Origin of the sequence: Agrobacterium sp. 719_389 (assembly GCF_900188475.1) — a bacterium.
Lineage (GTDB): Bacteria > Pseudomonadota > Alphaproteobacteria > Rhizobiales > Rhizobiaceae > Agrobacterium > Agrobacterium radiobacter.
Window position 1 is genome coordinate 635,173 of record NZ_FYEM01000001.1, and the last position, 12,353, is coordinate 647,525.

Genomic DNA, 12,353 nt, shown 5'->3' on the forward strand with positions numbered 1-12,353 from the left:
GGGGATTGACCCGATCCGCTCTAATCGCTCACCGTGGAGCACGCATATCCACCCATTCTTCTAGCGCGCGCTCTATATCGTCCTGATAGGGCGGCAGGTTTTCCGTCTCATTGATAGCGCGGAGATACGCTTCCACGGCATTCCGTTGCAGCAGGGTCAGTAAGGAAAATTTCTCCTGGCACCCGCACAAATAGGGTGCGAATTCGTGCCTGTAGTCGCCATCGAGATCAGCAGTCATATAGGCGGGCAGATGAAATCGCATTCCTTCAGCATCAAGGAAGGCGGGGCTGCCGGAATGTCTGTTGAGGTCCTCCACGGGGATAGCGGCCCAGTCATTCTTCTCGTCGCCAGCACGACACGCGGCGCGAACCTCATTATTCGCATAATCGTCAAGCGCCTGCGCCTCGGAAAGGCCGACGCCACCACCCAGGGTGACACCCGCGAATGCTTCTCTCACCGCGGCTTTCGCGTTTGCGATAATATCAGGCTCCGGTCGCATCAAATAATCCGCCTGTTCAATGATGCGTTCCTCCGTCACCGTGCACCGTCGGCCATTCTCCACCCTCGGTCCGCTCGAACTGAAGACCATTCTGCGTGTCACCCTTGGATGTCGCAGACCGCGCTCGCAGGCGCGCCTTCTCCTCCCAGTAAAATGTAAGATAAATAATGCCGACGATCAGCGTCAGACCAGCCACGACGCAGGCGACGATCAGACCTATGGTCCAGATATCAATCGAGGCGCTATTGATTTCCATCCCGGTTTCCTCCCCACGATCAATCCTGTCAGCTGTCCGAAATACCTTTTCAGTATGGGTGGCAGGTGGTCACGCACCTCCTGCCAGACCTCGCGGAATATCCGATAACCTTGCTTCAGGGCCTCAATCGGATAGGCTCGCCCTCAAGTTTACCGGATGGAGTCTGGATGTTCAAATCGGTATCAGACAGCGCCGCTGCCGCGGACGGCGGTTCGCTCGCTCTCTTCGTGGAACGAACTGACGGGCAGACGGAAGTGTTTGTGATCAATCGTTCCCTCGCGTCACGCGGCACGCCCGACTACAACAAGGTCACTTCGAGCCTTCGGCCGCTTGCCGATGAGGATTGCGGTATAATCGCGGCGGCTCTTGAACCGTTATTGACGACAACGCCATCGATTCATCCGCTGGCGGATTTTATCGAAACCCTCAAACAACAGTCATGATCCTTCGAAAGCTGATTTTGCGCGGGGCGCAGTTTGCGGAAAAAGAACCTCAAACCTCTCATCCGTCATCCTCGGGCTTCACCCGAGGATCTACAAACGTCTCAAGCGATTTGACGGGGATGGATCCTCGGGTCAAGCCCGAGGATGACGTCGCGTTTATGGGAGCGCTGCGTGCATAAGAAAGGTCTGCCTCTCCATCGCAGAGATAGCCGTAACCAATCAGACGCTGGCCTCTGCCTCGCGCTGCTTTGCCAGCGCCGCCAGATCGGCAGGCTTCAGCTCGACCGATTCACCGCAGCCGCAGGCGGATGTCTGGTTCGGATTGTTGAAGGTGAAGCCAGAGCGCATCTTGGTCACTTCGAAATCCATCTGCGTACCGAGCAGATAGAGCACGGCAGAAGGCTGAACCCAGACCCTGGCGCCTTCGAATTCGACCAGATCGTCCTTCGCATCCGCTTCGGTCACAAGGTCGATGGTATATTCCATGCCCGCGCAGCCGCCCTTCTTGATGCCGACGCGCACGCCCTTGGCGTCCGGACCGGAATTTTCGACGATTGCTTTAACGCGCGAGGCGGCAGCCCCGGTCATGGTCATGATCGCAAAGCCCATGGGCCCATTCTCCTTCGACAATCGAGTTCAAGGCTCGATGCTTATGGATTTCAATCTAATAGCGCCTGAGAGTGTCATCAAGGGATGACACCTGTCAAAATCACGTCAGTACCAGCCGACGGCGACCTGTGCTTCTTCCGACATGCGGTCCGGCGTCCACGGCGGATCGAAGGTCATTTCAACGGTAACACCGGAAACACCCTCGACGGCACCCACGGCATTTTCCACCCAGCCCGGCATTTCACCTGCAACCGGGCAACCCGGGGCCGTCAGCGTCATGACGATCTTGACCATCCGGTCGTCTTCGATGTCGATCTTGTAGACGAGACCGAGTTCGAAAATATCGGCTGGAATTTCCGGGTCGTAGACGGTTTTCAGCGCCGCAATCACGTCGTCGCTGAGGCGCGCCAGCTCATCCGGCGGAATGGTGGATACCTTTTCCTGAGCTTCGGTCGCATCCTGGGTCTTTGCAGTGGCTTCGGCAGTCATGGTCTTAAACCTCAATCCTGATCTCTTATTCCGATATCAGGCGAAAAATTTGCGCGCATATTCCAGCGCCTCAACAAGAGAGTCTACTTCGGCGCGGGTATTGTAAAGGCCGAACGATGCCCGGCATGTGGAGGTGACGCCGAACCGTTTCAAGAGCGGCATGGCGCAATGGGTGCCGGCGCGCACGGCAACGCCGCGCCGGTCGATCACCATCGAAACGTCATGGGCATGGATGCCCTCGAGCTCGAAGGAGAAGATGCCGCCCTTGTCAGGCGCATTGCCGATGATGCGCAGAGAATTGATCTCGCGCAGCCGCTCAGCGGCGTAAGCCGCAAGATCTGCCTCATGCGCGGCAATCGCGGCACGGCCGAGATTGTCCATATAATCAAGCGCGTAACCAAGCCCGATGGCCTGCACGATCGGCGGCGTGCCGGCTTCGAAACGGTGCGGCGGCTCGTTATAGGTTACATTGTCTTCGGACACGTCGAGGATCATCTCCCCACCGCCCTGGAACGGCCGCATCTCGCGCAAGCGGTCAGCCTTGCCGTAAAGCACGCCGATGCCCGAGGGACCGTAAAGCTTGTGGCCGGTCATCACATACCAGTCGCAATCGATATCGCGCACATCGACCGGCATGTGAACAGCGCCCTGCGATCCATCGACCAGCACCGGAATGCCGCGCTCATGAGCGATGCGGCAGATTTCCTTGACCGGAACGATGGTGCCGAGCGCATTCGACATATGGGTGATGGCGACGAGCTTGGTGCGCTCCGTCAGGCTCTTTTCGAAAGCCTCGATATGGAACGCGCCGTCATCGTCCACCGGCACCCAGACGAGCTTGGCGCCCTGCCGTTCGCGGATGAAATGCCACGGCACGATGTTGGAGTGGTGCTCCATGATCGAGATGACGATCTCGTCATCCTCGCCGATCTTTGGCATGCCGTAACCGTAAGCGACCGTATTGATCGCTTCGGTCGAGGATTTGGTGAAGACGATCTCGTCCACCGAACCGGCATTCAGGAAACGGCGCACCTTTTCACGCGCCGCCTCATAGGCATCGGTTGCGGCATTGGAGAGGAAATGCAGGCCGCGATGCACATTCGCATATTCATTGGAATAAGCATGCGAAATGGCGTCGATCACCACCTGCGGCTTTTGAGCGGACGCGCCGTTGTCGAGATAGACCAGCGGCTTGCCATAGACCTCGCGCGACAGGATCGGAAAATCCTTCCGCACGGCTTCGACGTCATAGGGGGCCGCCAGCGCGGCGCGTTCGCTCTCAGGCATGATGTTCCAGCCAGCTGGAGATGATGGCCTCCAGCGCCTCTACCAGATTTTCTTCTTCCAGTTCTTCGGCGATTTCCGCGACAAAGGCGTTGACGAGCATCGCCCGCGCCTTGGCCCGCGGCACGCCGCGCGCCATCAGGTAATAAAGATGGTTGTCGTCGATATCGGCAACCGTCGCGCCGTGACCGCACTGAACGTCGTCTGCGAAGATTTCAAGCTCCGGCTTTGCCGAGAACTCGCCATCGTCAGACATCAGCAGCGTGTTGCACGCCATCTTCGCATCGGTCTTCTGGGCATCGGGTGCAACCCGGATCATGCCCTGGAAAATGCCCTTTGCACGGTCGAACACAACATTGCGGAACACTTCCGTCGAGGTCGTGTTCGGCACGTTGTGGCCAAGAACCATCGTCACGTCGGTATGGGTTTCGCCGCCCAGCAGGTTGACGCCGCGAACGATGAGGTCAGTACCCTCGCCATCCACGTCGATGCGCAGTTCCTGCCGCACCAGCTTGCCGCCGGCGTTGATGACGAACAGGCGGATCTTGGCATCCGCGCCGATTTTCATGCGCAGCTGGCCGAGATGGATATCGGCCGCACCCTGCTGCTGCAGGATGATCCAGGTCACTTCCGCGCCGTCTTCAACGACGATATCGGTGACGGAGGAAACGAAGGCTGCATCAGGGGTCACCGAAAGGTGACGCTCGATAACGGTTGCCTTGGAACCCTTGCCGAAGCGTACCGGAAAGCGGCTGTGAACCTGACCGGCACCATGGATGGCCTGCAATTCGATCGGCTTCTCGATATCGGCATCGGCGGGAATGTCGAGCACCAGACCGTCGCGCACGAAGCTGCCGTTGATACGGCCGATCACGTCGTCCTTGCTGGCTTCGGCAAGACCTGCGGCGGCCGAACCGTCGAGCAGGCTTTCGGCAAAGCTCGAAACGCTGATATCCTCGACCTTGCCAATATTGGCCGTGCCATGCAGCACATAGGCGACCGGCGAACCAGCGATGACGGACGCGGCCTTCTCGATGACTGGAGCGGGCTGGTCTTCCGGAACGGCGCGCAGCAGGCTCTTGAGATCGGTATAGTGCCATGCCTCGATGCGGCGGGTCGGAAGACCACCGGTCTTCAGATCGTCGAACAGCACGTCGCGGGCAGCGACGACCGCGCCATTCCCCGGCAATTCGCTGAACTTGGCGGTATAGGCGTCGATGAGCGCGGTTTCCGCTGGTGTCAACCGATTGGTAGTTTGAATGTTCATGGACATCACCTCCTGGCCTGACTTAGGCCGCTTCACCGATGATGTCGGCGTAACCATTGTTTTCCAGCTCCAGCGCCAGAGCCTTGTCGCCCGAACGGATGATCTTGCCCTTGTAGAGAACGTGAACGCTGTCAGGCACGATGTAGTCGAGCAGGCGCTGGTAGTGGGTGATGACGACGGTGGCGCGATCCGGCGACTTCAGCGCGTTGACGCCGTCAGCCACGATCTTCAGCGCGTCGATATCGAGGCCGCTATCGGTTTCGTCGAGAACGCAGAGCTTCGGCTCCAGAAGCGCCATCTGCAGGATTTCGGCGCGCTTCTTTTCACCGCCGGAGAAACCGACGTTCAGCGGACGCTTCAGCATGTCCATGTCGATCTTCAGGTCGCCGGCAGCTTCCTTGACGCGGCGGATGAAGTCCGGCGTCGTCAGCTCGGCTTCGCCACGCGCCTTGCGCTGCTCGTTCATCGCGACCTTCAGGAACTGCATGGTGGCGACGCCGGGAATTTCGACCGGATACTGGAAGGCAAGGAAAATGCCCTTGGCAGCGCGCTCGGCCGCGTCCAGTTCCAGAATGCTTTCGCCGTTATAGAGAATGTCACCGGAGGTGACTTCATAGTCTTCGCGGCCCGACAGGATGTAGGACAGCGTCGACTTGCCGGAACCGTTCGGGCCCATGATGGCCGCAACTTCACCGGCAGCAACCTTCAGGTTGAGGCCCTTGATGATCTCGGTTTCGGTGTCGGCGATCTTTGCGTGCAGGTCGATGATTTCAAGCATGGTTTTGTTCCTGTTCATGGTGCGGTTTCAAGGACCGCCTCGTAGACCCCTGAGAGGCCGTCTCAACTTTCACATCCGTCATCCTCGGGCTTGTCCCGAGGATCCAGTCGGTCGGTTATCTATGCTCAAGCAAAAGGCTGTGGATTCTCGGGTCAAGCCCGAGGATGACGCCGAGCAAGAATCAGCCGACAGACCCTTCCAGCGAAATGCCGATCAGCTTCTGCGCTTCAACCGCAAATTCCATCGGTAGCTGCTGGATGACATCCTTCACGAAGCCGTTGACGATCAGTGCGATGGCCGACTCCTCGGGGATGCCGCGCTGCAGGCAGTAGAACAGCTGGTCTTCGGAAATCTTCGACGTCGTCGCCTCGTGTTCGAAGTGCGCGGAGGAATTCTTCGCCTCGATATAGGGCACGGTATGCGCGCCGCACTTGTCGCCGATCAGCAGCGAGTCGCACTGCGTGAAGTTGCGCGTGTTGGTCGCCTTGCGGTGAGCCGAAACCTGGCCGCGATAGACGTTTTCCGAGAAACCGGCGGCGATGCCCTTGGCGATGATGCGGCTCGACGTGTTCTTGCCGAGATGGATCATCTTGGTGCCGCTGTCGATCTGCTGATGGCCGTTGGAAACAGCGATCGAATAGAATTCGCCACGGCTGTCGTCACCGCGCAGAATGCAGGACGGGTATTTCCAGGTAATGGCCGAGCCGGTTTCCACCTGCGTCCACGAAATCTTGGAACGGTCGCCACGGCAATCGCCGCGCTTGGTCACGAAGTTGTAGATGCCGCCCTTGCCTTCCTTGTCGCCCGGATACCAGTTCTGGACGGTGGAATATTTGATTTCGGCATCGTCGAGCGCCACCAGTTCGACGACGGCGGCGTGAAGCTGGTTCTCGTCGCGCTGCGGTGCGGTGCAGCCTTCCAGATAGGAAACGTAGGCGCCCTCTTCAGCGATGATCAGCGTGCGCTCAAACTGGCCGGTGTTCTTTTCGTTGATGCGGAAATAGGTGGAAAGCTCCATCGGGCACCGCACGCCCTTCGGCACGAACACGAAGGAACCGTCGGTGAAGACGGCCGAGTTCAGCGTCGCATAGAAATTGTCCGTCGTCGGCACGACCGAGCCGAGATATTTCTTCACCAGCTCCGGATATTCGCGAACGGCTTCCGAAATCGACATGAAGATGACGCCGGCTTTCGCCAGTTCCGCCTTGAAGGTGGTGACGACGGAGACGCTGTCGAACACGGCATCCACGGCCACGCGGCGGTTTTCCACGCCGGCCAGGATTTCCTGTTCCTTCAGCGGAATGCCGAGCTTCTCGTAAACCTTCAGCAGCTCGGGATCGACATCCTCAAGCGACTTCGGGCCGGGCGTGCTTTTGGGTGCGGCATAATAATAGAGATCGTTGAAGTCGATCTTGGGATAGCTGACGCGCGCCCAGGTCGGCTCTTCCATCGTCAGCCAGCGCTTGTAAGCCTCAAGACGCCATTCCAGCATCCATTCAGGCTCCTGCTTCTTGGCCGAGATGAAACGGATCACCTCTTCCGAAAGGCCCTTGGGGGCCTTGTCGACTTCGATATTGGTTTCGAAGCCGTATTTATACTGGTCCACATCGATCTGGCGGACCTGATCGATCGTTTCCTGAACCGCTGCCATGTCGTTCTCCAATCTCGCCGGAGCAAAGGTCCGGTGGCTTGTCAACGTATCAAGGCGGAAAGCCGCCTTATCCATCTTCGGGCAATGTCACCGCGCCGTTAAGCGGGGCGGAGCTTATACCCATGTAAGTGCGGGATGGCGCTTTTCACACATCCCGGCAAGCGGAAAATTGCTATTCCGCAATTCTTTGCCGCATTTTACGCGGCCTGACCGGAAAGCTTGCGCCGCCCGGCAATTTTCATGAACGCCGCGAGCGTGCGCTCGATATCCGCCTCGGTCGTGGCGTGGCCAAGGGAAATCCTGAGTGCGCCAAGCTTGGGGTCGCGCCCCATCGCCGTCAGCACGTGGCTTTCCCCCACCTTGCCCGATGAGCAGGCCGAGCCGGCAGAGAGCGCGATGCCTTCGATATCGAAGGCGATCTGGCCCGTTTCCGCCTTAAGGCCCGGCAGGGTGAAAAACGTGGTATTGCCGACGCGGGCGACATCCTCGCCATGGATGATCACGTCAGGCGCACTCTCCCGCATGCCATCCTCCAGCCGCGCCCGCAGAGCGGCAAGACGCGCCGCTTCAATCTCGAGATTCCGGGTAGCCACAGCCGCAGCGGCACCGAAGCCGATGACCGACAGGGTGTTTTCCGTGCCCGAACGATGCCCCTTCTCCTGCCCGCCGCCATGGATCAGCGGCTTCGGCATCATCACCTCGCCGCGCGAAACAAGCGCGCCGGCACCCTTGGGGCCACCGAGCTTGTGGGACGAGATGACCAGAAAATCGGCATCGAGAGCATCGATATCGAGCGGGATACGACCTGCCGCCTGCACGGCGTCGACGACCATCAACCCACCCGCAGCATGCGCAAGCCGCGCGGCTTGCGCCACCGGCTGAACAATACCCGTCTCGTTATTGACCAGCATGCAGGCAACCATCGGCAGGCCGGCGGACGCATCGTGTGACGACAACAGCGCCTCAAGCGCTTCAAGATCGATGACGCCCGCTGACGTAACGGGAATTTCCGTAACGTCAGCCTTGGCGAAGCGGCCGCCTTCGCGAAAGGCAGGATGCTCGATAGCGGACACATAAAGACGGCCATAGCGCACGGGAGCGCGCCCCATCCTGAAATCCGGCGAAAGCACCAGATTGGCGGCTTCCGTCGCACCGCTGGTAAAGGTGACATGGGCGGCCTGCGCACCGGCAAGTGCCGCAACCTCGCGGCGGGCGGTCTCAACGGCAGCACGCGCCGCACGCCCTTCCCGATGAACGGAAGACGGATTGCCGGCAAGGTCGAGCGCCGACACAAGAACATCCCGCACGGCGGGCAAAAGCGGCGCCGTGGCGTTCCAATCCATATATGTGCGCGTCAAAACCGTCATAACGAGAGGCTTCGCCCAATCTTCAATGCGCCAAAACGCATTTTTCTTGAAATTACAGTTGCGCTTGCCTTATGACACGACCCGAGTGCTTAAGCACACGCAAAGTTTCGAATTATTCTAAACTGCGTTCTAGAAAAGATGACACAGTTCGTCAAGTCTTCTCATCGGAAGAATGCGGTTGGAGAATGAAAAAACACGACCGGAGTACCAATGCCCGAAGTCATCTTTAACGGCCCTGCGGGTCGCCTCGAAGGCCGTTATCAACCCTCCAAGGAAAAGAGCGCGCCGATAGCGATCATCCTTCATCCGCACCCGCAGTTCGGCGGCACGATGAACAACCAGATCGTCTATCAGCTCTTCTATCTTTTCCAGAAGCGCGGTTTCACGACGCTCCGGTTCAATTTCCGCTCCATCGGCCGCAGCCAGGGCGAGTTCGACCACGGCGCCGGCGAGCTTTCAGACGCCGCTTCCGCTCTCGACTGGGTGCAGAGCCTGCATCCCGATTCGAAAAGCTGCTGGGTTGCCGGTTATTCCTTCGGCGCCTGGATCGGCATGCAGCTTCTGATGCGCCGTCCGGAAATCGAGGGCTTCATGTCGATTGCGCCGCAGCCCAACACCTACGATTTCTCCTTCCTCGCGCCGTGCCCGTCGTCGGGCCTCATCATCAACGGCGATAGCGACAAGGTTGCACCTGAAAAGGACGTCAACGGTCTGGTGGAAAAGCTGAAGACCCAGAAGGGCATCCTCATCACCCACCGCACGCTTCCCGGCGCCAACCACTTCTTCAACGGCAAGGTGGATGAGCTGATGGGCGAATGCGAGGACTATCTCGACCGCCGCCTCAACGGCGAACTGGTTCCGGAACCGGCGGCCAAGCGCATTCGGTGATTGGCTGCGCATCTTGGCGGGCGGCTCGATTTTTCTAAAATGATCGCCGGCGGGTGCGGTTTACCCCCCTCTGCCCTGCCGGGCATCTCCCCCTCAAGGGGGGAGATCAGCTAGACGCCTGCTCCTCGCCTAAGCCTCTGCGTTAAAGATGACCGGGAGGTCGCCCCGATTCGTTCTCCCCCCTTGAGGGGGAGATGCCCGGCAGGGCAGAGGGGGGTAAGCCACAACCGCCGTCTTCTACTAAACCCTCGCCAAAACCCCACCCGTCACCGGCTCCTTCACCCCCGTCGTGCCGGGATAGGTCAGCGGCAGACCTTTAAGCGATCGCACGGCCAGATAGGCCCAGGCCTCCGCCTCCATTGCACCGCCATCGAACCCCGCCTCCTCCGCCGCAATTACCCGCGCGCCCACCTTCGCGGCAAGGCTCGCAAACTCCTCCATGATCACCGGATTGAGCCGCCCACCACCACAGACGACATAGGTTTTCGCCGCTTCCGGCAGATAGCTCGCCGATTTGAGGATCGCGGCACCTGTCAGATGCGATAGCGTGCGCGCACCGTCCGCCAGCGAAATCTCCCCCTTTTGCGGCGGAACGAAATCGCTGCGGTCAAGCGAGCGGCGGATATTGGCCGAGAAGAACGGGCTTTCCATGTAGCGCTTCACAAGCGAGGCAACGACGGTGCCGCCCGCCGCCGTCCTGCCGCCCTTGTCGAAAGCTTTGCCGGTATGCGCCTCTATCCACTGGTCGATCAGCATATTGCCCGGCCCGCTGTCGAACGCCGCAAGCCGCCCGCCCTCGCCAATATAGGTCAGATTGGAGATACCGCCGATATTGACGAAGACGGCCGGCGTTTCGAACCCATCAGGCAGGTTGGCGGAAAGAGCCATGTGATAGGCCGGGATCAGCGGCGCACCCTGCCCGCCATGCACCATGTCGTTGGCGCGCATATCGTAAACCACATCGATACCGATTTCCTCGGCCAGCAGTGCGCCGTCGCCGATCTGCACGGTCAGCGCCTCATCCGGCCGGTGCAGCACCGTCTGGCCATGAAAACCGATCACATCGATATCGACGGGCTGGAGCCGGTGACGATGGAGAAAGGATTTGACCGCCGCCGCATGGGCAAGCGTCAGCTTGCGCTCGGCCTCACCCAGATCGCCGGGGCGTTCGCGCCGTTCGCGAATGGCTTTGGCGGTAACCAGTGACTTCTGCCAGATGGCGCGCAGGCCCGGATCGTAAGGAAAATAACCGCTCGGCCCGTGCCGGACCACGCTTTCGCCATCCGTGTGCAAGAGGGCGATATCGATGCCGTCCATCGATGTCCCGCTCATCAGCCCGATCGCCGTTTTGACCTCGCCCACGCGCCGCTCCCTTTCAATATCGAATCATGATGACGTGAATCGCCGTTATTCATGGCCGAAACGGGTGCACATTTCAAAAAACAATGATAAAGCCGCGTCGTTCATTGGCTGCTTACGGCATTGTGGAGCGTCCTTTGCGCGTCCGAAAGGACGTGCGGCGCTCCAGCGACGGCAAAGATCAAACCAGAAAGTAAAAGGTTATGTCCAGGTTCAAGTCCGATTTCCTCCGCACGCTCGATGAGCGCGGCTTCATTCACCAGATCTCCGATGAGGCAGGTCTCGACGAACTGTTCGCCAAGGAAACCGTGACCGCCTATATCGGCTATGACCCGACGGCTTCGAGTTTGCATGTCGGCCACCTCACCCAGATCATGATGCTGCACTGGATGCAGAAGACCGGCCACCAGCCGATTTCCCTGATGGGCGGCGGCACCGGCATGGTCGGCGATCCCTCCTTCAAGGAAGAGGCCCGCAAGTTGATGACGATCGACATGATCGAGGATAACATAACCTCGCTCAAGCACGTCTTCGCCAACTACCTCGATTACGATCGCGCCAGCAATCCGGCGCTGATGATCAACAATGCCGACTGGCTGCGTGGTCTCAACTACCTCGAATTCCTGCGCGATGTCGGCCGCCATTTCTCGGTCAACCGCATGCTGTCCTTCGACAGCGTGAAGACGCGTCTCGACCGCGAGCAGTCGCTGTCCTTCCTCGAATTCAACTACATGATCCTGCAGGCCTACGACTTCGTGGAGCTGAACCAGCGCACAGGCTGCCGCCTGCAGATGGGCGGTTCCGACCAGTGGGGCAACATCATCAACGGCATCGACCTCGGTCACCGCATGGGGACACCGCAACTCTACGCGCTGACCTCGCCGCTTCTGACCACTTCCTCGGGTGCAAAGATGGGCAAGTCGGCGTCGGGCGCCGTATGGCTGAATAAGGACCTGCTACCGGTCTATGATTTCTGGCAGTACTGGCGCAACACGGAAGATGCGGATGTCGTTCGCTTCGCGAAGCTCTTCACCACGCTTCCGATGGATGAGATCGCCCGTATCGCCGCGCTTGGCGGATCGGAGATCAACGAGGCGAAGAAAATCCTCGCGACCGAAGTAACGGCGATCCTGCATGGCCGCGCCGCTGCGGAAGAAGCTGCCGAAACCGCACGCAAGACCTTTGAGGAAGGCGCGTTGGCTGAAAACCTGCCCTCCATCGAGGTTCCGGCATCCGAACTCGAAGCCGGCGTCGGCGTTCTCTCGCTCATCGTGCGCGCCGGTCTCGCCGGTTCGAATGGTGAGGCCCGCCGCCATGTTCAGGGCGGTGCGGTTAAGATCAACGACATCGGCGTTTCCGATGAGCGTCAGAGCGTTGGTTCCGGCGAAGTGACCGGTGACGGCGTCATCAAGCTCTCGGTCGGCAAGAAGAAGCACGTTCTGGTTCGCCCGGCGTAACACCCG

13 protein-coding genes are annotated in these 12,353 nt (G+C 59.5%); 3 read left to right on the top strand and 10 right to left on the bottom strand.

Annotation, left to right across the window (positions count from 1 at the left end; all coding sequences use genetic code 11):
- Positions 1 to 28: 28 nt before the first annotated feature.
- Together CFB10_RS03120 and CFB10_RS03125 are read right to left on the bottom strand one after the other, a co-directional pair.
- Positions 29 to 538 carry a DUF6714 family protein gene (locus CFB10_RS03120; RefSeq protein ID WP_026364155.1) on the bottom strand — a complete coding sequence of 170 codons (510 nt, stop codon included), beginning with the start codon at positions 536 to 538 and terminating at the stop codon, positions 29 to 31.
- Positions 516 to 755, bottom strand: a complete 240-nt coding sequence (locus tag CFB10_RS03125; protein ID WP_020012825.1) for a hypothetical protein — start codon at positions 753 to 755, stop codon at positions 516 to 518. The genes CFB10_RS03120 and CFB10_RS03125 overlap by 23 nt, the downstream gene beginning before the upstream one ends.
- A 167-nt stretch (positions 756 to 922) precedes the next feature.
- On the opposite strand from CFB10_RS03125, the gene CFB10_RS03130 reads away from it, so the two are divergent.
- The gene (locus CFB10_RS03130) at positions 923 to 1,198 is read left to right on the top strand and encodes a hypothetical protein (RefSeq protein ID WP_020012826.1); all 276 of its coding nucleotides are present in this window, start codon (positions 923 to 925) and stop codon (positions 1,196 to 1,198) included.
- A gap of 219 nt (positions 1,199 to 1,417) precedes the next feature.
- Here the strand turns inward: CFB10_RS03130 and sufA are convergent, their stop codons facing one another.
- From sufA to CFB10_RS03165, 7 genes are all read right to left on the bottom strand, one after another.
- Positions 1,418 to 1,807, bottom strand: a complete 390-nt coding sequence (gene sufA, locus CFB10_RS03135; RefSeq protein WP_003507965.1) for a Fe-S cluster assembly scaffold SufA — start codon at positions 1,805 to 1,807, stop codon at positions 1,418 to 1,420.
- Positions 1,808 to 1,912: 105 nt separating this feature from the next.
- A complete protein-coding gene (locus CFB10_RS03140; protein ID WP_003507963.1) occupies positions 1,913 to 2,296 on the bottom strand; it encodes an SUF system Fe-S cluster assembly protein in 384 nt (127 codons plus the stop codon).
- Between the two features lie 36 nt (positions 2,297 to 2,332).
- On the bottom strand, positions 2,333 to 3,583 hold the full coding sequence (locus CFB10_RS03145; protein ID WP_020012828.1) for a cysteine desulfurase: 1,251 nt from the start codon (positions 3,581 to 3,583) through the stop codon (positions 2,333 to 2,335).
- Positions 3,576 to 4,847 (bottom strand): Fe-S cluster assembly protein SufD, encoded by a 1,272-nt coding sequence (sufD, locus tag CFB10_RS03150; protein WP_026364156.1) that lies wholly within the window; start codon positions 4,845 to 4,847, stop codon positions 3,576 to 3,578. Before sufD ends, CFB10_RS03145 begins: the two co-directional genes overlap by 8 nt.
- A 22-nt stretch (positions 4,848 to 4,869) precedes the next feature.
- The gene (sufC, locus tag CFB10_RS03155) at positions 4,870 to 5,625 is read right to left on the bottom strand and encodes a Fe-S cluster assembly ATPase SufC (protein ID WP_003507958.1); all 756 of its coding nucleotides are present in this window, start codon (positions 5,623 to 5,625) and stop codon (positions 4,870 to 4,872) included.
- Positions 5,626 to 5,806: 181 nt separating this feature from the next.
- On the bottom strand, positions 5,807 to 7,276 hold the full coding sequence (gene sufB, locus CFB10_RS03160) for a Fe-S cluster assembly protein SufB (protein WP_026364157.1): 1,470 nt from the start codon (positions 7,274 to 7,276) through the stop codon (positions 5,807 to 5,809).
- A 197-nt stretch (positions 7,277 to 7,473) separates the two neighbouring features.
- Positions 7,474 to 8,643 carry a cysteine desulfurase family protein gene (locus tag CFB10_RS03165; RefSeq protein WP_020012832.1) on the bottom strand — a complete coding sequence of 390 codons (1,170 nt, stop codon included), beginning with the start codon at positions 8,641 to 8,643 and terminating at the stop codon, positions 7,474 to 7,476.
- A gap of 210 nt (positions 8,644 to 8,853) precedes the next feature.
- Between CFB10_RS03165 and CFB10_RS03170 the strand changes: the two genes are divergently transcribed.
- On the top strand, positions 8,854 to 9,531 hold the full coding sequence (locus CFB10_RS03170; RefSeq protein WP_020012833.1) for an alpha/beta hydrolase: 678 nt from the start codon (positions 8,854 to 8,856) through the stop codon (positions 9,529 to 9,531).
- Between the two features lie 240 nt (positions 9,532 to 9,771).
- Here the strand turns inward: CFB10_RS03170 and CFB10_RS03175 are convergent, their stop codons facing one another.
- Positions 9,772 to 10,893 carry an anhydro-N-acetylmuramic acid kinase gene (locus CFB10_RS03175; RefSeq protein ID WP_020012834.1) on the bottom strand — a complete coding sequence of 374 codons (1,122 nt, stop codon included), beginning with the start codon at positions 10,891 to 10,893 and terminating at the stop codon, positions 9,772 to 9,774.
- A 200-nt stretch (positions 10,894 to 11,093) separates the two neighbouring features.
- On the opposite strand from CFB10_RS03175, the gene tyrS reads away from it, so the two are divergent.
- Complete coding sequence (gene tyrS / locus CFB10_RS03180; RefSeq protein ID WP_020012835.1) at positions 11,094 to 12,347, top strand: tyrosine--tRNA ligase; 1,254 nt, start codon at positions 11,094 to 11,096, stop codon at positions 12,345 to 12,347.
- Positions 12,348 to 12,353: the final 6 nt, after the last annotated feature.

What these genes read in the sequence shown, in the direction of transcription:
- sufB (WP_026364157.1), bottom strand. Translation starts at nt 7,276, where the DNA reads ATGGCAGCGGTTCAGGAAACGATCGATCAGGTCCGCCAGATCGATGTG.
- sufD (WP_026364156.1), bottom strand. Translation starts at nt 4,847, where the DNA reads ATGAACATTCAAACTACCAATCGGTTGACACCAGCGGAAACCGCGCTC.
- sufC (WP_003507958.1), bottom strand. Translation starts at nt 5,625, where the DNA reads ATGCTTGAAATCATCGACCTGCACGCAAAGATCGCCGACACCGAAACC.
- CFB10_RS03165 (WP_020012832.1), bottom strand. Translation starts at nt 8,643, where the DNA reads ATGACGGTTTTGACGCGCACATATATGGATTGGAACGCCACGGCGCCG.
- tyrS (WP_020012835.1), top strand. Translation starts at nt 11,094, where the DNA reads ATGTCCAGGTTCAAGTCCGATTTCCTCCGCACGCTCGATGAGCGCGGC.
- CFB10_RS03125 (WP_020012825.1), bottom strand. Translation starts at nt 755, where the DNA reads ATGGAAATCAATAGCGCCTCGATTGATATCTGGACCATAGGTCTGATC.
- CFB10_RS03140 (WP_003507963.1), bottom strand. Translation starts at nt 2,296, where the DNA reads ATGACTGCCGAAGCCACTGCAAAGACCCAGGATGCGACCGAAGCTCAG.
- CFB10_RS03170 (WP_020012833.1), top strand. Translation starts at nt 8,854, where the DNA reads ATGCCCGAAGTCATCTTTAACGGCCCTGCGGGTCGCCTCGAAGGCCGT.
- sufA (WP_003507965.1), bottom strand. Translation starts at nt 1,807, where the DNA reads ATGGGCTTTGCGATCATGACCATGACCGGGGCTGCCGCCTCGCGCGTT.
- CFB10_RS03145 (WP_020012828.1), bottom strand. Translation starts at nt 3,583, where the DNA reads ATGCCTGAGAGCGAACGCGCCGCGCTGGCGGCCCCCTATGACGTCGAA.
- CFB10_RS03130 (WP_020012826.1), top strand. Translation starts at nt 923, where the DNA reads ATGTTCAAATCGGTATCAGACAGCGCCGCTGCCGCGGACGGCGGTTCG.